The sequence below is a fragment of the Saccharopolyspora endophytica genome, from assembly GCF_018070075.1.
GTDB lineage: Bacteria > Actinomycetota > Actinomycetes > Mycobacteriales > Pseudonocardiaceae > Saccharopolyspora > Saccharopolyspora endophytica.
Window position 1 is genome coordinate 1 of sequence record NZ_JAGPXE010000011.1, and the last position, 26,239, is coordinate 26,239.

The 26,239-nt window shown below is 69.0% G+C and carries 20 protein-coding genes; 10 read left to right on the forward strand and 10 right to left on the reverse strand.

Annotated features, from left to right (window positions below; translation table 11 throughout):
• Positions 1–245 precede the first annotated feature (245 nt).
• A complete protein-coding gene (locus tag KBO27_RS23470; RefSeq protein WP_210972057.1) occupies positions 246–1,841 on the reverse strand; it encodes an alkaline phosphatase D family protein in 1,596 nt (531 codons plus the stop codon).
• A gap of 284 nt (positions 1,842–2,125) precedes the next feature.
• Here KBO27_RS23470 and KBO27_RS23475 point away from each other — a divergent pair, with 284 nt between their 5' ends.
• From KBO27_RS23475 to KBO27_RS23485, 3 genes are all read left to right on the forward strand, one after another.
• The gene (locus KBO27_RS23475) at positions 2,126–2,791 is read left to right on the forward strand and encodes a GntR family transcriptional regulator (protein ID WP_210972058.1); all 666 of its coding nucleotides are present in this window, start codon (positions 2,126–2,128) and stop codon (positions 2,789–2,791) included.
• A complete protein-coding gene (locus tag KBO27_RS23480; RefSeq protein WP_210972059.1) occupies positions 2,788–3,951 on the forward strand; it encodes an MFS transporter in 1,164 nt (387 codons plus the stop codon). Before KBO27_RS23475 ends, KBO27_RS23480 begins: the two co-directional genes overlap by 4 nt.
• Before the next feature lie 125 nt (positions 3,952–4,076).
• A complete protein-coding gene (locus KBO27_RS23485) occupies positions 4,077–5,339 on the forward strand; it encodes a phosphodiester glycosidase family protein (protein WP_210972060.1) in 1,263 nt (420 codons plus the stop codon).
• Between the two features lie 71 nt (positions 5,340–5,410).
• Here the strand turns inward: KBO27_RS23485 and dnaE are convergent, their stop codons facing one another.
• From dnaE to KBO27_RS23500, 3 genes are all read right to left on the reverse strand, one after another.
• The gene (gene dnaE / locus KBO27_RS23490; protein ID WP_210972061.1) at positions 5,411–9,001 is read right to left on the reverse strand and encodes a DNA polymerase III subunit alpha; all 3,591 of its coding nucleotides are present in this window, start codon (positions 8,999–9,001) and stop codon (positions 5,411–5,413) included.
• 173 nt (positions 9,002–9,174) lie between these two features.
• Positions 9,175–9,648 (reverse strand): STAS domain-containing protein, encoded by a 474-nt coding sequence (locus tag KBO27_RS23495; protein WP_210972062.1) that lies wholly within the window; start codon positions 9,646–9,648, stop codon positions 9,175–9,177.
• 143 nt (positions 9,649–9,791) lie between these two features.
• Positions 9,792–10,364: a GNAT family N-acetyltransferase gene (locus KBO27_RS23500; RefSeq protein ID WP_210972063.1), complete on the reverse strand. Its 573-nt coding sequence runs from the start codon at positions 10,362–10,364 to the stop codon at positions 9,792–9,794.
• Between the two features lie 197 nt (positions 10,365–10,561).
• Between KBO27_RS23500 and KBO27_RS23505 the strand changes: the two genes are divergently transcribed.
• The 6 genes from KBO27_RS23505 (at position 10,562) to KBO27_RS23530 (ending at position 16,954) form a co-directional block, all read left to right on the forward strand.
• Positions 10,562–11,044 carry a DUF5994 family protein gene (locus KBO27_RS23505; protein ID WP_210972064.1) on the forward strand — a complete coding sequence of 161 codons (483 nt, stop codon included), beginning with the start codon at positions 10,562–10,564 and terminating at the stop codon, positions 11,042–11,044.
• Between the two features lie 165 nt (positions 11,045–11,209).
• On the forward strand, positions 11,210–12,403 hold the full coding sequence (locus tag KBO27_RS23510; RefSeq protein ID WP_307870571.1) for a DUF418 domain-containing protein: 1,194 nt from the start codon (positions 11,210–11,212) through the stop codon (positions 12,401–12,403).
• 188 nt (positions 12,404–12,591) lie between these two features.
• The gene (locus tag KBO27_RS23515; protein WP_210972065.1) at positions 12,592–13,923 is read left to right on the forward strand and encodes an aminotransferase class I/II-fold pyridoxal phosphate-dependent enzyme; all 1,332 of its coding nucleotides are present in this window, start codon (positions 12,592–12,594) and stop codon (positions 13,921–13,923) included.
• A gap of 50 nt (positions 13,924–13,973) precedes the next feature.
• On the forward strand, positions 13,974–14,861 hold the full coding sequence (locus tag KBO27_RS23520) for a dihydrodipicolinate synthase family protein (RefSeq protein ID WP_210972066.1): 888 nt from the start codon (positions 13,974–13,976) through the stop codon (positions 14,859–14,861).
• A gap of 17 nt (positions 14,862–14,878) precedes the next feature.
• Entirely contained in the window at positions 14,879–16,069 is a 1,191-nt protein-coding gene (locus KBO27_RS23525) for an MFS transporter (RefSeq protein ID WP_210972067.1), read from the forward strand.
• Between the two features lie 87 nt (positions 16,070–16,156).
• Positions 16,157–16,954, forward strand: a complete 798-nt coding sequence (locus KBO27_RS23530; protein ID WP_210972068.1) for an SAM-dependent methyltransferase — start codon at positions 16,157–16,159, stop codon at positions 16,952–16,954.
• 69 nt (positions 16,955–17,023) lie between these two features.
• On the opposite strand, the gene KBO27_RS23535 is transcribed toward KBO27_RS23530, so the two are convergent.
• From KBO27_RS23535 to KBO27_RS23560, 6 genes are all read right to left on the reverse strand, one after another.
• Positions 17,024–18,286 (reverse strand): MFS transporter, encoded by a 1,263-nt coding sequence (locus tag KBO27_RS23535; RefSeq protein WP_210972069.1) that lies wholly within the window; start codon positions 18,284–18,286, stop codon positions 17,024–17,026.
• Positions 18,287–18,326: 40 nt separating this feature from the next.
• Complete coding sequence (locus KBO27_RS23540; protein WP_210972070.1) at positions 18,327–18,911, reverse strand: DUF5825 family protein; 585 nt, start codon at positions 18,909–18,911, stop codon at positions 18,327–18,329.
• A gap of 4 nt (positions 18,912–18,915) precedes the next feature.
• Positions 18,916–20,733, reverse strand: a complete 1,818-nt coding sequence (locus tag KBO27_RS23545; RefSeq protein WP_210972071.1) for a RiPP maturation radical SAM C-methyltransferase — start codon at positions 20,731–20,733, stop codon at positions 18,916–18,918.
• A 569-nt stretch (positions 20,734–21,302) separates the two neighbouring features.
• Complete coding sequence (locus tag KBO27_RS23550; RefSeq protein ID WP_210972072.1) at positions 21,303–22,220, reverse strand: alpha/beta hydrolase; 918 nt, start codon at positions 22,218–22,220, stop codon at positions 21,303–21,305.
• 77 nt (positions 22,221–22,297) lie between these two features.
• Entirely contained in the window at positions 22,298–24,220 is a 1,923-nt protein-coding gene (locus tag KBO27_RS23555) for an FAD-dependent monooxygenase (protein WP_210972073.1), read from the reverse strand.
• 176 nt (positions 24,221–24,396) lie between these two features.
• Positions 24,397–25,158, reverse strand: a complete 762-nt coding sequence (locus KBO27_RS23560; RefSeq protein ID WP_246537892.1) for an IclR family transcriptional regulator — start codon at positions 25,156–25,158, stop codon at positions 24,397–24,399.
• A 257-nt stretch (positions 25,159–25,415) separates the two neighbouring features.
• On the opposite strand from KBO27_RS23560, the gene KBO27_RS23565 reads away from it, so the two are divergent.
• Entirely contained in the window at positions 25,416–26,228 is an 813-nt protein-coding gene (locus tag KBO27_RS23565; RefSeq protein WP_210972074.1) for an SDR family NAD(P)-dependent oxidoreductase, read from the forward strand.
• Positions 26,229–26,239 lie beyond the last annotated feature (11 nt).

Genomic DNA, 26,239 nt, shown 5'->3' on the forward strand with positions numbered 1-26,239 from the left:
AACCCCGGCAGATCATGGTCGTGCCCGAACTCCCCAAGACCCGCTCCGGCAAGATCATGCGCCGCCTCCTGCGCGACGTCGCCGAAAACCGCGAAGTCGGCGACGTCTCCACACTCGCCGACTCCTCCGTCATGGACCTCATCTCCAAGAACCTCCACACCGGAGACTGACCCCGCCACAGCGAAACCCCGCCGGTGGACCGCGTTCTCAGCGCGTCCCACCGGCGGGGTTCGGCTCCAGGAGCGTCAGCCCTTCTGCACGCCGGGCTTCTCGTTCTCCACGACGTAGGTGGCGCGGGTTTCGATCGGCGCGCCCTCCTCCGTCACGTACGGGACGACGCGGAAGTCGCTGCGCCACTGGTGCTGGTCGACGCTGACCCGGACGTAGCCGCGCTGCGAGTTGATGAACTTCATGTGCGGGTTGGCGGCGAGGAGCCGCTCGGTCTCCTCGGTCGTGTCCCCGCCGTCGCCGCCGCTGGAGATCGAGGTGCCGACGAACTCGCCGGCCACCACGGGCGAGTCCGGGTCGGTGAAGTCGCGCTTGAGGTCCCACGCGTAGTTCTGGTGCCGGTCGCCGGTGATGACCACGAGGTTGCGCACCCCGCGGTCCTGGGCGGCGGCCAGCAGCCGGTCGCGCTCGGCGACGTAGCCGTCCCAGGGGTCCATGAACACGTCGACCGCTTCGCCCGCGTCGCGGTCGGTCTGTCCCATCGGTGCCTGGTTGCCCAGCACCTGCCACTGGGCCTTCGAGCCGGAGAACCCGTCGAGCACCCAATCCCGCTGCGCCGTGCCGAGGATCGTGCGGTCCGGGTTGAAGCGGTCGTCGCAGGAGGCCGACGAACCGTCGCCGCAGGGCTGGTCGTCGCGGTACTGCCGGGTGTCGATCATGGTGAAGTCGGCGAGGGTGCCGTAGGACAGGCGGCGGTGCAGCCGCAGGTCCGGGCCGTCGGGCGTCTGGGCCTGCCGCAGCGGCATGTTCTCGTACATGGCCTGGAACGCGGCGGCCCTGCGCTTCCGGAACACCGCCGGGTCCTGGTCCGGCTCGTCGTCGACCTGCGAGAGGTCACCCGCCCAGTTGTTCTCGACCTCGTGGTCGTCCATCGTCATGATCCACGGGAAGCGCGCGTGCGCCCGCTGCAGCGGCGCCTCGGCCTTGTAGAGCCCGTACTGCAGGCGGTAGCGGGCGAGGTCGAAGGTCTCGGAGTGGAACTTCGGGTCGGTGGTGACGCCGCGCTTGTTGTCCTCCACGCCGTACTCGTAGATGTAGTCGCCGAGGTGGACCACGAGGTCGAGGTCCTCCTCCGCCATGTGGTCGTAGGCGGTGAAGTAGCCGTCCTGCCACGCCTGGCACGAGGCGAACGCGAAGTTCAGCGCGCTCGGCGCAGCCGTGAGCGCCGGTGTTGTCCTGGTCCGGCCCGCCATCGAGATCTCGCCACCGGCGCGGAAGCGGTAGAAGTACTCCCGGTCGGGTTCGAGCCCGGTGATCTCGGGGTGCACCGAGTGCCCGAGCTCGGGGCTCGCCACGACGCTGTCCCGGCGGACGACCTCGGCGAACTTCTCGTCGGTGGCGACCTCGTACTCCACCCGGACCGGCTCCGGCGCCATGCCGCCGCTGCCGTCCTCGGCGAACGGGTCGGTGGCCAGTCGCGTCCACAGCACCACCCCGTCCGGCAGCGGGTCGCCCGAGGCCACCCCCAGCGTGAACGGGTTCCCCGCGCGCAGCGGGGACGCGAACGAGCTCGCCGTGCTCCACGTCCCGGTGCCGAGGAGCACGGCCGCGGCCCCGGCCGTGCCGTAGCCGAGGAAACGACGTCGGGAAACGTTCCGCGCACGCGAGCCCATGAGATCTCCACAGGTAGACGACCGACCAACGGTGAGATCGTTGAGCGTAAACATGTCCGCAGCCAATCGTGTGGGTTTCTCACGAATTAACACCCGCCGAGATCAGGACCCCGTCCGCGCTGATCGTTATAACCTCTCTCCTCCTGGAGACGTCTTGTTGATCGCGATCAGACCGCGATCCGGCCCTCCGACCGCGTCTTCGCTTGTGAAATAGCCCATCCCGCTGACGACGAGAATCCGCACGGCCGACTTGTAGGCTATAAGCGAGCCAGGAGGTCACCGAGATGTCAGAACCCGCAGCGCCGCTGACGACCAAGAGCGACGTCGCCTACGACAAGGTGCGGGAGAAGATACTCTCCGGCGACCTCCCACCCGGATCGGTGATCAACCAGGCCACGCTCGCGCGCGCCATCGGCATCAGCACCACCCCGCTCCGCGAAGCGCTGCGCCGGCTCAAGGCCGAAGGCCTGGTCGAGCTCGGCGCGCACCGCGACGCCAAGGTCACCGAGCTCAGGGCCGAGGAGAACCGCGATCTGCTGGAGATGCGCCACTCCCTCGACCCCCTGGCCGCCTCGCTGGCCGCGCAGCGGCGCACCAAGGACGACATCGCCGCGATCCGCGCGTCCCTGGACGGGTTGCGCGCGATGCCCTCGAACCCGGACTGCGAACAGCTGCTGCACCACCGCCGCTACCACCGCGCGCTCTACCGCGCCTCGCACAACGAGCTGCTCATCGACGCGCTGGAAGGCCTGTGGGACAAGGCGGACCGCTACCGCAGGTTCGCCCTGGAGGTCGACCGCGGGCCGGAGGCGCGCGCCAAGAAGGACGAGGAGCACCGGATGCTGGCCGAGACCATCATCGCCGGTGACTCCGAGGCAGCCGCAGCCGTGATGACCGAGCACATCGACACCAGCCTCGCGGCCCGAGCGAGCCACCGCCTGCACCGATGATCAACGCGAACCGCCAGGTCTGGGCGCTGCTCGGCCACGCCACGCTCACCCAGCTCATCACCTTCGTCCTGCGTCCCGCCACCACCTACCGAGCGCTCGAACTCGGCGTTCCGGCGTCGTGGCTCGGCGTGCTCTCCGGCAGCTTCGCCCTCGTCCCGCTCGTGCTGGCGCTGCCGGCCGGGCACATCGTCGACCGGCTCGGCGAACGACGGGTGATGTTCGCCGGCAGCCTGCTGATGTGCGCCGCGGGCACCGTGCTGCTCGCGCTCGGCCACACCGTGCCCGGCCTCGTCGCCGGCAGCGTCGTGCTCGGCACCGCGCACCTGGGAGCGATCGTCGGTCAGCAGGCGCTGGTGGCCAACAGCACGACGACGAGCCGGATGGACTCCGCGTTCGGCTACTACACCTTCGCCGCCTCGCTCGGCCAGGCCGCCGGACCGCTGATGATCGTGGCTTTCGGTGGGACGCAGGCCATCCCGGACACCACACCGATCTTCCAGGCCGGCATCGTCGTCGCGATCGCGCTGTTCGCCCTGACCTTCGCCATCGAGAGCACCAGAACCGAACGCGGCCCGGCCACCACCGAGAACGTCGGCGTGCGCCAACTGCTCCGGCTGCCGGGACTGGCCGGAGCGCTGCTGACGGCGTGCGCGGTGCTCGCCGCGGTCGACATCTCCCTGGTCTACCTGCCCGCGCTCGGAGCCGAACGCGGGATCGCCTCGTCGCTGATCGGCACGCTGCTGGTGCTGCGCGCCGCCTCGTCGATGGCCTCGCGGTTCTTCCTCGGACGGCTCTCGGAGGCGATCGGGCGCCGCCGCCTGCTGATCCTGAGCATCTTCGGCGCCGCCGCCGGCATCACCGTCGCCGCCGCCCCCGTGCCGGTGTGGCTGCTGCTGCTCGCGGTCACCGTCGCCGGTTTCGGGCTCGGCGTCGGACAGCCGCTGACGATGTCCTGGCTCGCCGAATCCGCCCCACCGGGCGCTCGCGGCCGCGCGATGTCGTTGCGGCTCACCGGAAACCGCGCGGGCCAGGTCATCATCCCCGGAGCCATCGGGATGGTCGCGGCCGGACTCGGAGCCGCAGGTGTTCTCTGGGTGACCGCCGCCGGACTCGCCCTCACCGGCGTCCTCGCCCGAAACCTCCCGGTCAACCGCCCCTGAACAGCCGCCGGCTCGGTCTGATCCGCAGCGGCGGAACGCGGTGCCACGCCCGCGTCATGAACACTTCACCGGCTGGTCAACCGCAGGAACCCGAGAACGTTCCGCGCGCCGTCGAGCCTGGGCCCATGACCCCGACAACGCGACGCACGCGCCGATCGCCCGCTCTCGCGGCGGGACTCGCGATCGCGGCCGTCCTCCCCTTCCTCCCGACGAGCAGCGCCGACGCCGAGGGCGACCGGCTCCCGCTCGGCGACCCCGACCTGGCGGAGACGCGGTCGACGCATGCGCTCGCCGAGGGCGTCGAGCTGACGCGGATCGTCCGAGGAACCGAGCCCGCCCCGCCCGACCAGATCAACACCACCACCCGCGGTCCCTGGGTGGTCAACGTGCTCGCCATCGATCCCGCCCAGGCCAAGGGCCACGTCGAAGCGACCTACGGCCCCGATCTCGCACCGGTCGAGAAGACCACCGACCTGGTGCGCCACTCGGGCGCCTTGGCCGGGGTCAACGCCTCCTTCTTCACCTTCTCCGCGAATCCGCAGTACCCCGGTGACCCGGTCGGCCTGGGCGTCTACGGCGGCAAGCTGCTCAGCGAACCGACCACCACCGAGGCCGAAGCCGACCTCATCGTCGACAGCAACAGCGACGAGGTCCTCATGGGCCGCACCACCTGGTCCGGGTCGGTGCGCAACCGCCAGACCGAGGCCACCACGCCGCTCGAACACCTCAACCACCCGCCGGTGATCCCGGCCGAGTGCGCCGAGCTGCCCGACCAGACGCAGTGCGCGCAGCCGGGCGACGTGGTCCTGTTCAACCCCGAGTTCGGCCCCACCCCGTCCGGGCACGGCACCGAAGTGGTGCTGGACCAGCGCGGATGCGTCGTGCGCACCTCCCCGGCACGCGGCACGACCCTCGCACCCGACCAGACCTCGCTGCAGGCGACCGGGCGGGACGCGGCAGCGCTGCTGGCCCTCACCGCGCGGGGTTGCCTCGACACGTCCTCGACCTTGACCGACGAGAACGGCGACCAAATCGACCTGCGACCGGGCCTGTTCGGCGTCAACGGCCGCTACCGGCTGATGACCGGCGGCGAGGTGGTCGTGCCGCCGGGCTCCGGTGACTTCTTCGCGCGCAACCCGCGCACCATCGCCGGAACCACCCCGGACGGCACGATCCTGCTGGCCACCATCGACGGGAGGCAGACCACCAGCGTCGGCACCACGATGGACGAGACCGCCGCCGTCGCCCAGGCGCTGGGCCTGACCGACGCGGTCAACCTCGACGGCGGTGGCTCCACCACCATGTCGGTCGACGGCACCCTCACCAACAAGCCCAGCGGCAGCGAGGAGCGCGCCGTCGGCGACGCACTCGTCTACGTCGAGGACTAGGACGCCGAGAGGAGTTGCCCGTCGGGACGGGCAACTCCTCTCGGCACGTCCTCAGCGGCCGGAACAGCCGGTCAGCGCCCGGCGCGCTCCACCGCGATGCCGCGCACGGACTTGAGCTCCGAGACCAGCTCGGTGCACACGTTGACCGGCCACTCCGGCAGCTCCAGCCGCGTCTTGCCGAGGTGCACGTGCACGGGCGTGGTCCCCTTGTGCGCGGTCAACGTCTGCTTGAGCTCGCTGATCACCTCGGCGTTGAGCTTGCGGGAGTCCGCCTTGAGCACCAGGGGCGGTTCGCTGCCCGGATCGGTCTCGGCCGCGGTGATGTCGATCGGGACCGCGTCGGAGGCGAACACGCTGATCTCTCCCTCGCGCTCGTTGACCCGGCCCTTGACCGCCAGCGCGTTGTCCTCGACCAGGCAGTCGGCGAACATCTCGTAGGACTTCGGGAAGAACAGCACCTCGATGCTGGCTTCGAAGTCCTCCAGCGTGACGATGGCCCAGGGCTGACCGTTCTTGTTCAGCCGCCGCTGGATGCCGGAGATCATGCCGGCGATCTTGGGCTGCTGCTCCTTGCTGCCGTACCCGCTGGGTTCGCGCTCGCCGCCGACGAGCTCGGCGATGCTGGTGTCCTGGTACGGCGCCAGCAGCCGCTCGGCACCGTCGAGCGGGTGCGCGGAGACGTACAGCCCCAGCATCTCGCGCTCGTAGGCCAGCAGCTGCTTGCGCGGCCACTCCTCGTCGGTGAACTGCAGGTGCGCCAACGGCGAGGTGTCCTCGCTGGGACCGGAGTCATCGCCCCCGAACAGGTCGAACTGGCCCATCGCCTGCTGGCGCTTGAGCCCGATCACCGCATCGACCCCGGCCTCGTGGTGGGCGTTGAGCGACATCCGCGTGTGCTGGAGCGAGTCGAACGCACCGGCCTTGATCAGCGACTCGATGACCCGCTTGTTGCACGCGGTGATCTCGATCTTGTCGAGGAAGTCCGAGAACGACGAGAACTTCCCCTTCTCCTCGCGGGAGGCGATGACCGACTCGACCACGTTGGCGCCGACGTTGCGGATCGCGCCCATGCCGAAGCGGATGCGCCCCTCGACCGCGGTGTGCTCGGTCATGGACTCGTTCACGTCCGGCGGCAGCACCTGGATGCTCATGCGCCGGCACTCCGACAGGTAGACGGCCGTCTTGTCCTTGTTGTTGCTGTTGGCGGTCAGCAACGCGGCCATGTACTCGGCCGGGTAGTGGGCCTTGAGGTAGGCGGTCCAGTAGGTCACCAGCCCGTAGGCGGCGGCGTGGGACTTGTTGAACGCGTACCCGGCGAAGGGGAGGACGGTCGCCCACAGCTGGTCGATCGCGGCCTTGGAGTAGCCGCGCTCCTTCATACCGGCCTCGAACCGGGCGAACTGCTCGTCCATCACCTCCTTCTTCTTCTTGCCCATCGCGCGTCGGAGCAGGTCGGCTTGTCCGAGCGTGTACCCGGCGACCTTCTGGGCGATCGCCATGATCTGCTCCTGGTAGACGATCAGACCGTAGGTCTCGCCCAGGATGTCCTTCAGCGGTTCGTCGAGCTCCGGGTGGATCGGCTCGACCGGCTTCTTGCCGTTCTTGCGGTCGGCGTAGTCCAGGTGCGCGTTGACGTCCATCGGACCCGGCCGGTACAGCGCCACGCACGCGACGATGTCGCCGAACCGGGTCGGCTGCATGCGCTTGAGCAGCGACTGCATGCCGCCACCTTCGAGCTGGAACACTCCCAGGCTCTCGCCCCGCCCCAGCATCTCGTAGGTCGCGTCGTCGTCCAGCGGGATGTCGAGGGGTTCGACCTCGGTGGCGTGGTTGGTCTTCACCATCCGCACGGTGTCGTCGATCGTGGTCATGTTGACCAGGCCCAGGATGTCGATCTTGAGCAGGCCGACGTCCTCGCACTGCGGACCGTCCCAGCCGGTGATGATCTCGCCGTCGTCGCGCTTCCACAGCGGCAGCACGTCGAGCAGCGGCTCGCGCGAGATGATGTGCGCGCAGGCGTGCACGCCCGCGTTGCGGATCAGGCCCTCCAGCCCGCGCGCGGTGTCGAAGATCTTGCCGATCTGCGGATCGGTCTCGATCAGGGAGCGGACCTCGGCGGCTTCCGGGTAGCGCTCGTGGTCGGGGTCGACGATCCCCGACAGCGGGATGTCCTTGGCCGCGATCGGCGCGGGCAGCGCCTTGGAGAACTGGTCGGCCAGCTGGAAACCCGCCTGCCCCATGTGCACCCGAGCGGCGTCCTTGAACGCGGCCTTGGTCTTAATCGTGCCGTAGGTGATGACCTTGGCGAAGAACTCCTCGCCGTACTTCTCCTTGGCGTACTGGATGACCCGCTCGCGCTGGCGCTCGTCGAAGTCGATGTCGATGTCGGGCGGCGAGTCGCGCTCGGGGTTGAGGAACCGCTCGAACAGCAGCCCGTGCTGGAGCGGATCGATGTCGATGATGTGCAGCACGTACGACAGCAGCGCGCCCGCCGCCGAACCACGGCCCGGCCCCACCCGGATGCCGTTGTTCTTGGCCCACCGGATCATGTCGCCGACCACCAGGAAGTACGAGCTGTACCCCTTCTCGGTGATGACCTTGAGCTCCCACTCGAGCTGGTCGCGGTACTCCTGGGTGAACGCGCCGTCCTTGAAACGACTCGGGATGAACGACTCGACCTCGTCGCGCAGCATCTCCACGTCGGTGCGGCCGGCCTCGACCTTCGCCTGCGGCATCCGGTTGTGCGCGGCGAACGCCTCCTCGTAGCCCTCCACCATCTCGGTGATCAGCAGCGTGCTGTCGGCAGCGCCCGGGACCTCGGTGTCCCAGTACTCGCGCATCTCCTCCGAGCTCTTGATGTGGTAGCCGTCGCCGTTGAACTTGAACCGGTCGGTGTCGGCGATCATGGAGCGCGTCTGCAGGCACAGCAGCGCGTCGTGGTGCCCGGCCTGGTCGTTGGTCACGTAGTGGCTGTCGTTGGTCGCCACGGTCCGCAGGTCCAGCTGCTGGGCGATGTCGAGCAGCTCACCGCGGATGTTGCGCTCCATCTGGATGCCGTGGTCCATGACCTCGATGAAGAACCGGTCGGCCCCGAAGATGTCCTTGTAGTCCGAGGCGGCCTGCAGCGCCTCCTGCTTCTGGCCCAGCCGCAGCCGGGTCAGGATCTCCCCCGCCAGGCACCCGGAGGTGGCGATGATGCCCTCGGCGTGCTCGGCGATCAGCTCCTTGTCCATCCGCGGCTTGCGGAAGAACCCCTCCATGCTGGCCAGCGACGACAGCCGGAACAGGTTGCGCAGGCCGGTGGAGTTCTGGGCGAGCATCGTCATGTGCGTGTAGGCACCGGCGCCGGAGACGTCGCCGCTCTCGCCGTACTCGTCGACCTCCTTCTTCCCGGTTCGCGCCCGCGCGCCCCAGAACACCGGCTTCTTGTGGAACCGGCTCTCCGGAGCGATGTAGGCCTCGATGCCGATGATCGGCGTCACCCCGGCCTTGACGGCCTTCTTGTAGAAGGAGTGAGCGCCGTACATGTTGCCGTGGTCGGTCATCGCCACCGCGGGCTGTTCGAGCCGAGCGACCTCGGCGAACAGCGCATCGTGCTTGGCAGCACCGTCGAGCATCGAGAACTCGGTGTGCACGTGCAGGTGAACGAACTGATCAGACACGCGGGCGTCTCCGGCTGTGAATCGAGGGCTGGACGGAGAAGAACTCTATCCGCCCGACGCGACTCGCCCTCACATCACCACACCTCGTGTTGCCATCCAGGCACGATGCTCCTGACCAGGCCGTTCACGCATTTCCCCACGTCCGCGCGTGTTGCGCGAGTCACCGGATCCAGTTACGCGGTGAGCATCCGGGCGGGCTCGCGCTCACGCACGGCGGCCGTGATCGTCGTGCAGGAAGCCAGCTGAGGTGCACGGTGCAGCGCCACATCCGGGCTGCCGGCGCGCACGGCCCGCTCGACGGCCGGTTGACCGGCGATCAGGACGATCCGCAGCCCTCGATGGGGCGCGTAGGTGTTCGCCGCGGAGAGCAGCTCCAGCCCGGCGACGCCGAGGAAGGTGACCGCCGTGAAGTCGAGGACGATCGACGAGTGTTCGCCCTGCAGCGCGGGCCAGAGCAGACCCGCCAGCTCGGCGGCGTTGCTGGAATCGATGTCACCCGCTGCGGTCCGCACCGTCAGATCCGCGCGCGGGCGGGTCAGCTGCAGGCGCAAGCCGGGCGTCCGGGACATCTCGGCGGTAGGAACGGTGCCTCGTTCGTCGAAGGTGACCAGCGCCGCGTCCTGGACGCGGGTTCGTGCTGCGGTCATGTGCTGCTCCCGAAGGTCGAGGAACCGGCCGGGCAGGCGTGGTCGTGGGGCGAATCGACGAGGGGAGTAACCGCGAAACTCCGACGCTGCGTCGCCTGAACCGTGATTCCTCTGCTCAACCGGCAAGTCCCATGATACGCCGCTCATTCGGGTTCGAAGCCCGGCGGAAGTGCGCCCGGTCGCGCCTGATCGAGGTCCGCGGGCCGGAGGCGGTACAGCTGCATGGGCTGCCCGAAGTACTTGGCGGTTTCGCCCACCCACTCCATGCCGTTGCGTCGGATCGCCGACACCGCGCGCGCGTTCTCCGGCCGGACGACGGCGTAGAGCTCATCGGCGTCGTGGCTGAAGGCCCACCGCGCCATCGCGTAGGTCGCCTCGCTGGCGTAGCCCTGCTTCCACGCCGCGGGGTGCAGCTGCCACCCCAGTTCGAGGTCCTCGCCGCCCGGAGGCAGCGGCAGCAGCGTCCCACCACCGATCACCGCGGCGTCCTCGCGTCGCTCGACGCACCACCGGCCGGTGGGAGGTTCCGCGCGCAGGTCCTCGACGATCCACTGCCGCAGCAGCACCCGCATCGCCGCCAGGTCCGGAACTCGGTCCATGATCGGGCTCAACCAGCGGGCGACCTCGGCGTGCCCGAAGACCTCGAAGGCCGCGGGCACGTCCTCCAACTCCCAGCTCCGCAGGACCAACCGGTCCGTGACCAGGCGTTCAGCCATGTCGCCAGCCTACGCCGCACCTGTCGACCGGCAGGCTTGGCGAACCCGCCGGAACCGGTGCCTTGATCAGGCGAAAACCCTGATCAAGGATATCCGGCGTAGGCTGGGATCAACGAGGTTCTCGGCAACGTGAGCGGTCCAGCGCGCAGTCCCGGGGGTCAGAACCGGTCGTTCACCGACCGGAAAGGAGTTCCACCATGGGACCCGACCTACACCCGGGAAGCGCAACGCGCCTCACCCTCAAGCCCGCAACCGGCTCGCGGGGGTTCGTCGACGGCGCCTGGTGGCCGCGTTCGACGAACCCGACGACGGAGTTCACGTCGCTGCTCACCGCGCTCATGGCCACCTCGGGGCCGATGACCCGGCTCGCCTACAACCTGACCGCGTGGGACCCGGCCCCCAGGAAGCTCCGCGTCCAGGGGCACCAGGTGCGCCTCGAAGGCTTCCGCACGCTCGACCGGCGCACGATCGGCCTGACGGATTCGAGCGGGCACCACGTGGTGCTTCTGCTCATCCCCGCCGACACGACCGAACTTCGCGGGAACGCGGCGCTGGCGAGGGCGGCCGAGCGCCACAACGTCGCCTCCCCCACCGAGCTGCTGGCCGACGACCCGATGCCGATCGAGGAGTCATCCGAAGCCCGTTGGGAGACCGAAGGCGGTCACCTCCTCCCGGCCTGACGGATCAACGCACTCCCGGATGTCCGTCCACATGAGACGCCGTGGGCGGAGTTCCTGCGGCGCCGGGTCGTCCAGGAGTAGTAGGGCGGAACTGTCCCAAAGTGCTAGCTGATCCGGCCTCGCGGTCGATCCGCAGCACCGGCGGCGAGTGCGACGGTCGTGCACGTGAATTCGACGACGCAGATCATCACCAGCCAACAAGACCCTCCGAAGCGGGCGAACCAGGTCAGGCTGGTGGGCCTGGACGTGGCGCGGGGGCTCGCGGTGTTCGGCATGTTCGCCGCGCACGTCATGCCACCCACCGCCTGGCCGTCCGCACTCGCGGCCGGCCGCGCGGCGGCGCTGTTCGCGGTGCTCGCCGGGGTGTCGATCGCGCTGCTCAGCGGCGGATCTCAGCCCTTCGACGGGACTCGGATGCGCAGCTCCCGGGTGCGCATCGCCCTCCGCGCGGTCCTGCTGTTCCTGCTCGGCACGGCTCTGACCACGCTTCAGGTGCCCGCGATGGTGATCCTGGCGTTCTACGGGGTGCTGTTCCTGCTCTCGATCCCGCTGCTGCGGCTGCGCGCGGGTGCGCTGGCGATCCTGGCCGCGGTGCTCGCGATCGGCGCACCGCTGCTGTCGTTCGCGCTGCGCAGCGGCATGGAGATCAACCAGCTCGGATACGCACCGAACTTCGGCGACTTCGGTTCGGCGGACGGGCTGTGGACCGTCTTCCACGGTCTGCTGCTCACCGGCGCGTACCCGGTGCTGACCTGGCTGCCGTTCCTGCTCATCGGCATGGCGCTGGGCAGGCTCGACCTGCTCGCGGTGCGCGGCGAGCTGATCGCCTCGGGCGTGGGACTGGGAATCCTCGGCTACGGCGGCTCGTGGGTCGCGATGAACGTCCTCGGCGGCGAGGAGAGCCTGCTCTCGACGCTGCCGGACGGGCTCCCGCCGGAGATCCTCGACGCGGTCCTGTCGTCCAGCCTGGGGACGGCACCGACCACCTCCGCGGCCTGGCTGCTCACCGCCTCCGCGCACAGCGGCACCCCGTTCGAGATCATCGGTGCCGGCGGGGTCGCCATCGCGGTGATCGGGCTGTGCCTGTTCGGTCAGCGACTGCGCCGGCTGCTGCTGCCGATCTCGTCGGTCGGGGCGCTCGCACTGACCTCCTACGCCGGCCACCTGCTCGTCCTGAAGGCCTTCGGACCCGAGCAGCTGGGACGGATGAGCGCCGAGAACCCCTACCTCCCCTGGCTGGTCCTGATCGCCGCGACGATGCTGATCACGACCGCCTGGCGAGTGCTGCTGCACCGCGGCCCGCTGGAATGGGCGCTCCACCACGCCTCCACGGCCCCCACCCGCCTGCTCACGCGCTGAACGCCACCACGAACACCGGCCGGGGCCGCGGGATTCACCTCCCAGACCCCGGCCTGGTCGCGTGTTCGGCGGATTGATTTCATTCTTCACTGAAGCAATAGCTGCGGCGGATGGGGTCATTCCGACGATCCAGTGAGGCGGGCCACTCGTGTTGGCTTTTATGTCCTAGGACATTTACCGTCGGCGGGGTGGCGCGACGAGGACATCCCGAGGCGATCTCCGGATCCAGTGCTGCGGAGATCGTCGAGTCGATCCGCAGGTTGATCGACTCCGGTGGTCTGGCGCAGGGTGCTGCCCTGCCGCCGATCCGCGGGCTCGCCACCGAGTTGGGGGTCAACCGCAACACGGTCGCGTCCGCCTACGCGCAGTTGGCCGCGGCGGGGCTGGTCGAGACGCGGCGTCGCGGTGGAACCGTCGTGCTCGGGGTTCCCGCGCTGGACGGCGAGGGGCGCAGCGCCTCCCGCGAGCTGATCAACCTCTCCGACGGCAATCCGGCGGTCGAGTTCCTGCCCGACCCGCGGACGGCCTTCGGAGCCGGGTACGAGCCCGCGCTGTACGGGCATCCGCCGATCAACGAGCGCCTGGCGGCGTGGGTCGATTCGGAGATGGCTCCCGACGTCGGGTCCGTTCCACGCGGGCTCGTGCTCACCCACGGCGCGGCCGACGCGGTGGAGCGCCTGCTCGGCGCGCACCTCACCCGCGGTGATGCGGTGGCCGTCGAAGATCCGTGCTTCCTGTCGAGCATCGGCACGATGCGGCTCAACGGCTACCGGAGCATCCCGGTACCCGTGGACGCGGACGGGATGACGCCGGACGGGCTGTCCCGGGCGTTGGAAGCCGGTGTTCGGGCCGTCGTGTGCACGCCGCGGGCGCACAACCCGACCGGCGCGAGCCTCACCGGCGCACGCGCCGAGGAGTTGCGGGAACTGCTGGCCCGGTACCCCGAGGTGCTGGTCATCGAGGACGACCACTTCTCCGCGATCTCGGCCCGGCCCTACCACCGCATCACCCCGGCGAGCGCGCCGCGCTGGGCGCTGGTGCGGTCGATGTCGAAGTTCCTCGGACCGGACCTGCGGCTGGCGTTCGTGCTGTCCGATGAGGACAGTGCTGCGCAGTTGAGCGCGCGGCTGAGCTCGACGGCGGGCTGGATCAGCCACGCCCTGCAGCACATCGTGGCAACGATGCTGCACGACGAGGGAACCGCCCGGCTGCTGCGGCGCGCCCGCGACTCCTACGCCGAGCGCCTGCGCTCGCTGACCGGCGCGTTGCACGAGCACGGCATCTCCCTGCCACCGGACCGCGACGGGCTCAACGCCTGGATTCCGGTGGGACGAGGGGAAAAGCGGCTGATCGACGCGCTGGCCCTGCGCGGCTGGGCGGTGCGCGGCGGCTCCGACTTCGCGGTCACCGAACGCGGCGCGGGAGCGCTGCGGGTGACCACCTCGAACATCGGCCCGCAGCAAGCGGAGGCGTTCGCCGCCGACCTCGCCGCGGTCCTGGGCCCGAAGAGGCGAACCTGAACGGTCCGCTCCGGACGCCACGAACACCCGCCTGACCCCACGGAGGATCCATGTTCACCGGTCTCAGCGCGTTCCCACTCACGCCCGTCACCGACCGCGGCATCGACGAGGAGGTGTTCGCCGGACTCGTCGAGCGGCTGTCCGCCGCGGGCGTTGACTCGATCACCGCGCTCGGCTCCACCGGCTCGTACCCGTACCTGGACCGCGCCGAGCGCGCTCGCGCGGCGCGGCTGGCCGTCGAGCACTCCGGAACGACACCGGTGATCGTCGGCATCGGGTCGGTGCGCACCCGCGACGTCCTCGAGCTCGCCGAGGACGCCCAGGAGGCGGGCGCTTCCGGCGTGCTGCTGGCGCCGGTGTCCTACCAGGCGCTCACCGAGGACGAGGTGTTCGGGCTCTACGAGGACGTCACCGCCGAGCTGTCGGTTCCGCTGGCGGTCTACGACAACCCCGGAACCACGCACTTCACCTTCACCGACGACCTCTACGCCCGCATCGCCGCACTGCCCCACGTCGCCTCCATCAAGATTCCCGGGGTACCGGCCGACCCCGGAGCGGCCGCGGACCGCGTCTCCGCTCTCCGCGCGCTGCTGCCGTCGGTGACGATCGGCGTCAGCGGAGATCCGCTGGCCGCAACAGGTCTCAACGCCGGGTGCCACGCCTGGTACTCCGTCGTGGCCGGGACGCTGCCCGAACCCGCCTTGGCGATCACCCGCGCGGCCGAGGCCGGCGACGCGAACTCCGCGGACGCGGAATCCCAGCGGCTGCAACCGCTCTGGGAGCTGTTCGGCCGCCACGGCAGCCTCCGCGTGGTCTCGGCGATCGCCGAGATCCTCGGTCTCGTGGGACATCCCAACCTGCCGCGCCCGCTGCGCGAACTGCCCGGCGACGATCGCGCCGCGGTCGCCCGGGTCGTCCAGCAACTCGACCTCCGCTGAGGGTGGCTCGGGAGGCGATGACCGAGGCGAGCACGACCACGCGCAGCGCGCTGCTGCGGTACGTCCTGGCCGCGACGCTGGCGCGCACGGCCGACGGAGGCGCGGTCGTGGCCATCGTCCTGCTCGTCACCACCAGCGGAGATCCGGGCTGGCTGGCCGGTGCGCTCGGCGCCTGCATCACCGCACCGCACCTGCTCGGCCCCTTCGTCGCCCGCAGCCTCGACACGGCACGCGACGGACGTCGCGTCATCGCGCTGGCGAGCGTGGTCCACGGTGCCGCGCTCGCCGCGGCGGTCCTGCTCCACCCCGTGGCGCACGCGATCGTGCCCGCGGTCCTGCTCATCGCCTCCGGTCTGCTCGGCCCGCTGCTGACCGGAGGCATCAGCAGCCGGCTGCCCGCCATCGCCGGTCCCAGCCGCACCAGCCAACGCCGGGCGCAGGGGTGGGACGTCGCCACCTACGGCATCGGCGGAACCGTCGGGCCGAGCGTCGTGGCAGCGGTCTCCGCGTGGTCCTCACCGCTGACCGCCGCTCTGGTGCTGGCCGCCGGAACCTCGATCGCCGCGGCTTTCGTGATGCTGCTGCCGCCCGCACCACCGGCGGCCGACGCCCGGGACGTGCCGCGTCCGGCGCGCACGCTGGCGGTGATGCTCTCCACCGGCCCGCTGCGCCGGACCCTCTACCTGACCATGATCGTCGCGTTCAGCGTGGCGGCCCTGCCCATCACCGCGGTCGCGAGCACCGGCCTGCTCGGCACCGACGCCGCGGCCGCCGGAATCCTCACCGCCGCTTACGGATCGGGCAACCTCGCCGGATCCGTCGGGGTCATGGTCCGCCCGCTCGAAGGCAACGCGGACCGGCTCATGACCCGGCTGGCCGTCGTCGTGGCCCTCACCCTCGTCGCGGTCGTCCTCGCCCCCTCCTTCGTCCTCGCCACCGCGGCCTACGCGGCCGCCGGCATCGCCAACGCCTACTTCTTCGCAGCGACCCTCGCGGCCCGCAACGAGTTCGCCCCTCCCGAGATGCGCGGCCAGGTCTTCGTCTGGACCGGCGCGCTCAAGATCACCGCCGGGTCCGCGGGCACAGCGCTCGCCGGAACCATCATGGGCCCCGCCGTCCAGCTGCCCCTCGCTCTCGCCATCGCACTGACCACCGCAGCAGCCCTGGTCTCGACGACCGAGCGCAGCTGGGCACGATCGATCCGGTAGGCGCCGACACCTCCGGAACCCTGGATCTTCGCGAGGCCGGAGTGGCATACTCCGCTCCCCGCCGGGAACCGATCGAGGGGAAGAGCGGTGGAAGAAGTTCCGAGTTGGGTTCCTTCGCAGATCGACTGGAACCAGCCGAGCGTGGCGCGGATCTACGACTACGCCCTCGGTGGGGCGCACAACTTCGAAGCCGACCGACGGGCTCAGGACGCGACGCTCGAAGTCTTCCCGTACCTCAACGACGCGGCCAAGGCCAACCGCGCCTTCCTCCACCGCGCGCTCCGATTCTGCCTCGACCAGGGCATCCGGCAGTTCTTGGACCTCGGCTCCGGAATCCCGACGGTCGGCAACGTCCACGAGGTGGTCCAGGAGGTCGACCCCGAATCCCGCGTCGTCTACGTCGACCACGATCCCGTCGCCGTGACGCACGCCCGCAGCATGCTCACGGCCAACCCGCGCGTCGTCATCCTCGGCGAGGACATCCGCGCCCCGCACAAGATCCTCGAACACCCCGACACGCGGCGGCTCATCGACTTCCAGCAGCCCACGGCCCTGCTGATGGTCGGCATGCTCCACTACGTCAACGACGCGGCCTCACCCCGACGCCTGCTGCGCGAGTACCGGGCCGGCATGGCTCCCGGCTCGTACCTGATCGCCTCGCACCTCACCAGCGACCTGCCCGAGATGCGAGCCGCGGCACCGTTCTTCGACGACAGCCGAAACCCGATGACGCTCCGCAGCAAATCCGAGATCGAGGACCTGCTCGCTGACTTCGACCTCATCGACCCGGGCGTCGTCTACACCGTCGAGTGGCGGCCGGACACTCCCCCGGGCGACCACCCGGAACGCTCCGCCTGCTACGCCGCAGTAGCCCGCCAAGGCTGACCGCCGTCAGGTCGCCTCAGACTCCGAACCGTGCGTGTGGCGGCCGCATGCCGTTGCTCACGCAAGCCTCTAGCCCGGCGACGACTCGACGACCTCTTCTACCTCGGCGCGGCCCATTGCCTGAGCAACCCCGAGCAGTCTCGGAGCAGAGAGCAGGGCGATCGCCATGACTACGACGGCCGCACCGATGATGACCGCACGCAGCGAGGTCATCGCGGCGACGGGGCCCGCGAGTGCCGCACCCAGCGGCATCAGCCCCCACGCCAGTACCCGGTGCGCACTGGTCACTCGCCCCATCAGAGGTGGTGGTGTGAGTCGTTGGCGATTGGCCGAGGAAAGCACGTTCCACGCGCCAGCGCCGACGCCCATGACCAGGTACGCCACCCAGGCCGCCCACTGCGATCTGCCGACACCCAACGTCGCGATGCCGACGGCCAGGACGAAGAGAGCGCAGATCATCACTCTTCCACTGCCCCATCGCAGCGCCAGCTTGGAGGCGAGCGGCGCCGCAGCGAGGGCTCCAACGGCTGTGCACACGAGCAAGGTAGCGACCGATGCCACCGGAAGATGCAGCGATTCGATCGCATAGAGGAACGCCACGGCGTTGACGCCGCTAGTCAAGAACGCGGTCAGCCCTACGACGCCGACCACCACCCGCAGTGTGCGCTGCCGCACGAGAAACCGCAGGCCTTCGAGGACCTCAGTGCGCAGCGCTGTGGTCTCCCGCTTCGCCGGTCGTTCGACGCGAACGCTCACGGTCGCCGCCAGGAGCCCCGCGACGACGAACGTGACTCCAACCGCCAGAAAGCAGAATTCCGGTTTCCACGCGAACAACCCTGCTGCGGCCAAGGGACCCGCGATTTCCACCCCCGCAGTCTCTGCACTCACCACGCGGCCGTTGGCGCGCTCCAGTTCGGACCGACCGGCCAACGCCACCAACAGTTTCTGCCCGGCCGAGTCCGCGAAGGTTTCCGCGCTGCTCAACATGAAGGCGGACACCGCCAAGACGGCGACGTTCGCGCTCCCCAACATGATCAACACGCCCAAGGACAACGTCAGGCCGCTACGGACCACGAGACTGACGATCAGGGTTGTCCGCGGAGACCACCGATCGACAAGCGCCCCAGCGAGCAGGGCCACGACCAACCAGGGCAACACCGACGCGACCGCCACGATCGACACCGACAGCGGATCGCGAGTGCTCACCGCGGTGAACAACGGCAACGCTGCCGTGAGAACCCCGTCTCCGATCGACGAAGCACCCCATGACGCAAGGAGAACCCGGAACGCACGGCTCCGAAGGCCTGTCGCCGACGCACCCACTTCGCTCATGCCTCGTTCCCCTTCCACTGGCCCACGCTGTTCACCGCGCTCACATAGCCATTGCCGGTACCGGCCAACGGCGAAGGCGCGCCGGGGCCCACCACGCGAGTTCTCCGGCCCGGACTACCAGGTCGTGTTCGATGAAGAGGGCGACCGCAACGGGGTCACACTCGTTCGGGCTCAATCCCGCGGCGAGTTGATGCACGACGCCTTGCAGGAAAGGCTCATCGATCGTGTAGCAGTCGAGCACGCCGGATCGACGATCACGGACTTGGATGAACCCAGGCCCCTGCCGGAGAACACATTTCCCGGGGTGGTACGCGGTGGACCACTCCTCCAGCTCCGCGCCCGTTCCGGCAGGTGGAGGTAGATGCGCGAACGACTTCCACTCGGCTGGTACCTCCGCAGCCGTCCAGTCGACCAGCACTCCCCAAGCCTCCAGTTCGCGAATCAGATCGAGAGGTGGGCGCGCCGAGTCGTCGGTCAGGCAGATCGGTTCCGTGAACACGACTCGACGGATGCCGGCCCTGAACAGCGCCTCCGCCTGCGCGGGAGCCTTGGTTGACACTCGTTCGCACACCACAGGTTCCTGGGCGAGGCGGCCTCGATGATGCAAGTAGGCTTCGATCTCCACGTCTTCACCCGACCCTCAACTGCCGCTGATTGTTGGCTTCGGGGACGACGTGCACGTAGTGGCCTCCATCGGTGAAGACCAGCCCGGCTGCCTGCCAAGACATCAACGTGTCCTGGATTCCCGAGCCGAAGCGCTTCTGGAGTGTTGACAACCCTCTCGGACGATCAAGCATCTCGAACAAAGCCATATCGGTGCCGGCAAGCACGTGTTCGCGCTGGCCGAACCCGGGGCGATCGTCCACGATCACGGTCTCGGCATCCATCCGCACCAAATCCAGGTCGCTTCCCCGATGCGCAGCCCGCCAGGCAGCCGAAGCATCCAACAACCGCTTCTCGGTATCGGCCCCGATGCCTGCGGGCTTGCTGGTGAACAGATAGGCGATATCGGCCAGCTCTTCAGAAGGCAGATCGTAGTTGCGGGCGTATTGGGGATCAGGGCTGCGCTCCGAGAAGCCCAGCTCTAAACGATCGAAATACGGGCTGAAGCGCTCCAGCGCGATGCGGTCCGCACCGTCCATCGGCGGAAGATGATGCAACGCGGCCATTTGATCGATCACTGGGATGTAGTCCGAATCCAACTCGCCAGGAAACCCGTACAGGTAGTTCCACATCACGGTGAGGCCCAACGAGCTAGCATCCCGGAGAAAACGCACGTTCTGGCAACCGCTCACCCCCTTGTCCATGAGCCTGAGGACTCGAGTGCTGAGATTCTCGATGCCGGGCTGCACCTGGACGACTCCGGAGTCCACCAACAGGCGCATCTGATCGAATCGGAGGTTCGACTTGACCTCGCATTGAATCCGCAGGTCGCATCCGGATTCGACGAATTCCGGCAGGACCGTGTTGAGGTAGCTCATGTCGAGGATGTTGTCCACGAGGTACACATCGAGCACCTGATGCTGAGCCGCGAGCTCGAACAACTCATCGCGGAACCGTTGGGGACTCTTGCTTCGAAACTCCATGAAGGCCCCGTTAAGACCGCAGAACGTGCAGTGGTGCTTTTCTCCCCACCAACAACCGCGGGATCCCTCGACGACCAACTTGGGCTCCACCTCGGTGGATGCAGAACAGGAAGCGTGCCGCTCGAAGTAGTCACCGAAGTCGGGTGACACTATGCGCCCCGGCGGCAACGGGGCGGCGCTCGGCGCGTTCGCGCTAGCCTCCGACTTGTGGCGCCAGCACAACCCGGGGATCTCCTGCAAACCACCCCCGGAAGCGAGCCCGTCGAGCAGCGCGGGGAACACAGCCTCGCCTTCCCCGCGGACCACGAAGTCGACGAACTCGAAGTTCCGATGCCAGGCCGCCCCCTGCGGCCCCTCGCAGTTCGCCCCACCCAGCACCGTCCGCAACGCAGGATCGATGCTTTTCAACTCACGAGCCAGGGCAAGCGAGGCCGCATTTTGCTGGAACGTCGTGGTGAGGCCAACTAGCGCGCCGGCTGAATCCGCCAGCTTCTTGGCATACATCGAGATCCAGTCCGGCACGAGCTCGTGCAGTTGAACGCACAGCCGGAGCAATGCCTCGTCGATGTCTCCGCGATGCGCCGCGTAAAACTCCTCGACGCGCCAGGACCGATCGTCATAAAGCGCAGAGGTGAAGATCCAGTCGCCACAGCCCTGGAAGTAGCTGTCAAGACTGAAGAAGTCGTATTCACGCAGGCCGGCGCCGAACTCGCCGTGCATCCAATCGAAGAAGTCGAGGTTCGCATCCACCATGGCGACCCGATGATCCCCGCCGCGTTCGGCAGCCGCTTTGAGGATTCCACATGCCAGTGACGGGTACGCGACCGACGCCCACGGCATGTTGACCAACGTCACGTCCACTCGATCACACCTCCGAATCGGCAAAGGCGGGGTGGAGCGACGAGGCATGCGCGCATCCCCCAGCCGCCCCACCTTTCCGCTACTTGGAGATCCGCACGCCTGTGGTGCCGCCGCCGATCGCGTGCGGGGAGTTGTGCACCGTCTTCTTCTTCATTTTCTCACCCCCTCAATAATTCGATCTTGGGCCGCAGGCATCGACTACCAAGCGGCCAAGCATGAGAGCTGGGGAGATGGACCAGTTGCGAGATTCGCGACTCTACCAAGGAGCACAGTCGACCCAAATCCCAAAATGCCCGATTCCCCAAGCGCGCCCGAACTTGTTTTTCACTCATTTCCCAAAATGCCGAATCCCGTATCAAACATGCAGATCAAATTCGCTTGAATTGCACCACGCCACCCGAAAAGAGCAGCATCACACCGAAAGGATTGAACGCTCAACGTCCGATTTGCACGTGCTCGACACCGATCTCGCACCCGCCAGTACCCCGTCTCACCCCTCAAGCAGGTGGATCACCTTTCGGGATTCAACGAGGTGAGGGCGCTATCGAGTGTCGCGACCTCGTCGCTGATCAGGTCGCCGGGTGCAGGGCTCGGCGGAGGGCGTCGCGGGTTTCGGTGGTTTGGCGTTGGGACACCGCTGCGCCCGTGAGCACCGCCGAGCGGTGAAACGTGCCGGGGAACAGGTGCAGCTCGACCGGCACGCCCGCGCGCAGCAGGCCGGAGGCGTAGGCCAGGCCCTCGTCGCGCAGCGGGTCGTTCTCGTACACCGACACGTACGCGGCCGGCAGCCCGGACAGGTCGTCCGCGCGGGCCGGAGCCGCGTAGGCGGGAACGTCCCCGTTCCACCCGCGCAGGTAGTGCCGCCAGCTCAGCACCGCGTCGGCGTGGTTCCACAGCGGTGTCTCGTCGAACGTGCGTGCCGAGAACGTCTCGACGCGGTCGTCGACCTCCGGGGCGTCGAGCACCTGGAAGCGCACCGGAGGTCCGCCCCGGTCCCGGACCAGCAACGTCAGGGCTGCGGCGAGCCCGCCACCCGCGCTCATCCCGTACACCGCGATGCGCGTGGTGTCCACGCCGAGCGACCCGGACTCCGACGTGGTCCAGCCGAGCACGGCCTCGCAGTCCCACAACGCCGCCGGGTACGGATGCTCGGGCGCCAAGCGGTAGTCGACCGCGACGACGACCGCGGGCAGGTGCGAGCACAGGTCCACCGCCTGCGCGGTCAGGGAATCCACGCCGCCCATCACGAACCCGCCCCCGTGCAGCAGGAGCACGGCAGGTAGCGGGTCGGGCACGTCGGACGGGCGGAAGACGCGGACCGGCACACCTCCCCCAACCTCGTGATCGGTCGCGGTGACCTCGCCGGGAACCTCCTGCGGAGCGTTCGCGGCGAGGTCCGCCATCCGCGTTCGAGCGCCGTCGAGGTCGTGGATGTGCAGGTCGGGCAACGCGGGCACGGCTGCGGCCAGTTCGGGATCGAGATGCACGGTTCGCCCCCCAGTGGTGCGCGATGGCGCCACGGTCCCACCGAACCAACCCGACCCGCCACCGCTGCCCGCGCGTTCTAGCTCCTGCCGGAGGCCGTGGAGGTTCCGACCTCGACGAGGACTCCGCCGAGGAAGTCGACGAGCTCGTCGTGGGCGTCGAGCGGGAGCACGTGGGCGACGTACTGGTCCGGCCGGACCACCACGAGGGCGCCGCGTTCCCTGTCCAGACCGCGCAGGTCGAAGATGTCGGCGTCCGGGTCCGGGCAGAAGGCCTTCTCGTGGTCGACGAGCGCGAACGGTCCCTTGCGCGGCAGGAGCACCGGCGGCAGGTCCTCGACCGTGATGTCGCGATGTCCCTGCTGCAGCACGGCCCGGACGTCGATCACCGAGTCGGGGTCGGCACCGGGCGGGGTGAACCGGGCGATCGGCGAACCCCCGGAGGCCAGGAACCGGGCCAGATCCCCCAGCCGGGAATCGGCGCTGCCCGGGTGCGCGCGGTCGGCGAACGCGTAGAGCCGCCAGGCGCCGTCGGCCCGGGCGGCGTGTCCGAGATGCACCGGCTTCGCGTCGGCCAGGCGGATCACCGGCGCCGAGTGGAACCGCATCCCCAGCGGGAACCCGTCGGCCAGGTCCTGATGAGGTGATGCGGAGGTGATCAGGGAGGGCTGGTAGCGCACGGCGACCCCGGCGGTGAACCGGCCCTGCTCGCGGAAGTAGTGCTGGAACTTCTCCGGGTCCGCACGGCCCTCGTCACCGTCCGAGCGGGCGCTGAACAGGGCGGCGAACTCGCGGTCGAAGTCGATGAGCTGCTGGGCGACCGCCTGCCGCTCCTCGGAGTAGGTGCGCAGCAGCTCGGGCCGCGACGTGCCGCGCAGCACCGCGCCCAGCTTCCACCCGAGGTTCCAGGCGTCGGCCATCGAGACGTTCATGCCCTGCCCGGCCTTCGCGCTGTGGGTGTGGCAGGCGTCGCCGGCGATGAACACCCTCGGCTCGCGCGCTCCGGACTCGTCGGCGTCGTCGAAGCGGTCGCAGAGGCGCTGGCCGATCTCGTAGACCGCCCACCAGCCGACGTGCTTCACGTCGATCGAGTACGGGTGCAGGATCCGGTTGGCGACCGCGGCGAGCTTCTCCGGCGTCGCGCTGCGGTCGCGCAGCATCTCGGCGTCGCGGTCGTTGTCGAGTTCGATGTAGAGCCGCACCAGGTATCCGCCCTCGCGCGGGATGATCAGGATGCTGCCCTGCTCGGAGTGGATGGCCGACTTGAGCCGGATGTCGGGGAAATCGGTGACGGCCAGGACGTCGAGCACGCCCCACGAGCTGTTGGTCGCATCGCCCTCCAGTCGGCGGCCGATGGCTTCCCGGGTTCCGCTGCGCGAACCGTCGCAGCCCACCACGTACTTGGCCCGGATCGTCGAGGTTTCGCCCGTGGGCTCGAAGTTCTCGACGTGCTGCAGCGTGACCGCGACCGGGTGCTCGCCGTCGGGGTCGACCCGGACGTCGGTGGCGTGCAAGCCGTAGAACGGCTCGGCTCGGCTGGCCGAGCGGCGCATGTGGTCGCGCAGGTAGGCCAGCATCCGGGCCTGGTTGACGATCATGTGCGGCATCTCGGAGATGCCCTCCTCCACGTCGTCGACGCGCCCGGCGCGCACGATCGAGCCGCTGCCATCGGGGTCCGGCCGCCAGAAGCTCACCTCGTTGACCTGGTAGCCCTCGTGGATGAGCTGGTCGGCGAGCCCGAACGCCTCGAACATCTCCACCGTGCGGCAGGCGACGCCGTCGGCCTGGCCGACTTCCAGCGGTCCGTCCCGCCGGTCGACGATCACCGTGCGCAGCTCCGGGAACCGGGCCAGCTGGGCCGCCAGGACCAGACCGGCCGGGCCGCAGCCGATGATCACCACGTCGGCGGTGTCCGGCAGGCCGGGAGGCCGCTCCGCGACGGACGGGTGGGGCTCGTCCACGAACGGGTCGCCGGGCTTGTAGCCGTCAAGGTAGAACTGCACTGGTCTGAACTCCTCTTCGCATCTGCGGGCCGGTCTTGGATCGCCCGCTGAGCTCCGCCCGGACACCGGGTAGCGCGTTCCACCCTGCGACGGTCCTCGGCTGAGGAACAGGTAGTTCTGCTATGAAGAATTCGTCCGGTTCCGCGAGCGTTCCGCCGGCAAGGAACCGGAAGTGGTCATTCCGAGTGCAGGTCGTTCTCCAGCGCGCTCGCAGCCGAGGCGAGGACGGCGACGATCGGGCGCAGCCGCCCTCGGTCGTAGCGCACGCTGGGCATCGACACCGACAGCCCCGCGATCGCCGCGCCCTCCGCGGATCGGACCGGCACGCCGATGGCGACGACGCCGCGCTCCGAACGCCCTTGGTTCAGCGCGAACCCGTTGCGCCGGACCTTCGCCAGCTCCCGGCGCAGCTGGTCCATGTCGGGCACCTCGGCCTGAGCCGCTCCGGCGTAGGTGGAGTCGAGCTCTTCGCCGGTGAGCTCGGAGAGCAGCAGCAGGCCGGCGGTGGTCTGGTGGGCTGGGAAGACCATGCCCTCCCGGGATCCCACCCGCAACGCCTGCCGGCACTCGGCGCAGGCGATGAACCGGGTGGTGCTCCCGGTGCGCACCGTCAGGTTGACCGACTCCCCCAGCTCGTCGACGAGCCTGTCCAGGTGGGGCAGGGCGGCCTGCCGCAGCCGGGAGGCCGTCGAGCGCGAATGCGAGGCGAGCTCCAGGACGGGACCCGCGCGGTAGACCTTGGTGTCGTCCTGCGCGGCGAAATCCCGGTAGACGAGCATCGCGAGCAGCCGGTGGGCGGTCGACCGCGCGACACCCAGGCGCTCAGCCGCGTCGGCGACGCTCAGACCGCCTTCGAGCTGCAGGATCGTCGCGAGCCGCAACGCGTGATCAACGCTGGCGATGGCGTACGCCGGGGGTTGCTTCATCTCCGTGGCCATCAGCCCTCCGAGCCTCCGAGTTCGATTCTGCTGTGCAGAATACTTGGTTCCGGTTTTGCGTGACCAACCCACCGCAGGCAGGCCGCTCCACCCCAAAGCGCCTTCCCCCCAACGAGAAAACCAACCTGGACAGCCTGTCCAAAATATCGCCGCGCAAACCTGGACAGGTTGTCCAAGTCTTTGCGATGCTGGCCCGAACCCACCCGAAGTGAGGCAGCGCATCGGCAGAGCTGCCTCCGCACGACAGGGAGAACCGGATGAGAGTGGATGGCGCCATCGCAGTCGTCACGGGAGCCGCTTCAGGGATGGGCCTGGCCACCGCCAAGGCCCTGACCGACGCCGGCGCGACCGTCTACGGCATCGACCTGCGTCGAGAAGCCCTGGACGAGGAGTTCGCCCAGCTCCCCCGCGCCCGCGGATTCGCGCTGGACGTGTCCGACTCGACCGCGATCAACGAGGTCTTCGGCCAGGTCGGGACCGACCACGGCAAGCTCGACGTCCTGGTCAACGCCGCCGGCGTGTCCACCCCCGGCGGGGCGCAGCAGGCGTGGGTCGACGGCATCAACGACCGGATGGTCAACGCGGCCAAGACCGGCGAAACGTTCCACCCCGAATTCCTGGGCGGGATCACCGATGCGGACTTCGACCGCGTGGTCGCCATCAACCTCAACGGCACCTTCTACACGATCCGCGCCGCCGTGGACCTGCTCAAGAAGGCCGGCGGGGGTTCGATCGTCAACTTCGCCTCGGTGGCGGGGCTCATCGGCCTGCCGATGCCCGCCTACTACCCGGCGTCCAAGGCCGCGATCGTCGGGCTGACCAAGGCGGTGGCCGCTGAGTTGGCGCCGTTCGACATCCGCGTCAACGCCCTGGCCCCGGCCGGCGTCAACACCGCGATGCTCAGCGCCTCCGGCGACGACCACGTCCAGGCGCTGCTGGCGCTGCAGCCGCTCAAGCGCGTCGCGGAACCCGACGAGGTCGGCCGCACCGTCCTGTTCCTGGCCTCCGACGCGGGCAAGCACTTCACCGGCCAGACGCTCTCGCCCTCCGGCGGCGCTCTCATGGCCTGAGCAGCCCGCCC

What these genes read in the sequence shown, in the direction of transcription:
- KBO27_RS23535 (WP_210972069.1), bottom strand. Translation starts at nt 18,286, where the DNA reads ATGAGCGAAGTGGGTGCGTCGGCGACAGGCCTTCGGAGCCGTGCGTTC.
- KBO27_RS23520 (WP_210972066.1), top strand. Translation starts at nt 13,974, where the DNA reads ATGTTCACCGGTCTCAGCGCGTTCCCACTCACGCCCGTCACCGACCGC.
- KBO27_RS23525 (WP_210972067.1), top strand. Translation starts at nt 14,879, where the DNA reads ATGACCGAGGCGAGCACGACCACGCGCAGCGCGCTGCTGCGGTACGTC.
- KBO27_RS23495 (WP_210972062.1), bottom strand. Translation starts at nt 9,648, where the DNA reads ATGACCGCAGCACGAACCCGCGTCCAGGACGCGGCGCTGGTCACCTTC.
- KBO27_RS23480 (WP_210972059.1), top strand. Translation starts at nt 2,788, where the DNA reads ATGATCAACGCGAACCGCCAGGTCTGGGCGCTGCTCGGCCACGCCACG.
- KBO27_RS23560 (WP_246537892.1), bottom strand. Translation starts at nt 25,158, where the DNA reads ATGGCCACGGAGATGAAGCAACCCCCGGCGTACGCCATCGCCAGCGTT.
- KBO27_RS23565 (WP_210972074.1), top strand. Translation starts at nt 25,416, where the DNA reads ATGAGAGTGGATGGCGCCATCGCAGTCGTCACGGGAGCCGCTTCAGGG.
- KBO27_RS23485 (WP_210972060.1), top strand. Translation starts at nt 4,077, where the DNA reads ATGACCCCGACAACGCGACGCACGCGCCGATCGCCCGCTCTCGCGGCG.
- KBO27_RS23475 (WP_210972058.1), top strand. Translation starts at nt 2,126, where the DNA reads ATGTCAGAACCCGCAGCGCCGCTGACGACCAAGAGCGACGTCGCCTAC.
- KBO27_RS23505 (WP_210972064.1), top strand. Translation starts at nt 10,562, where the DNA reads ATGGGACCCGACCTACACCCGGGAAGCGCAACGCGCCTCACCCTCAAG.
- KBO27_RS23470 (WP_210972057.1), bottom strand. Translation starts at nt 1,841, where the DNA reads ATGGGCTCGCGTGCGCGGAACGTTTCCCGACGTCGTTTCCTCGGCTAC.
- KBO27_RS23500 (WP_210972063.1), bottom strand. Translation starts at nt 10,364, where the DNA reads ATGGCTGAACGCCTGGTCACGGACCGGTTGGTCCTGCGGAGCTGGGAG.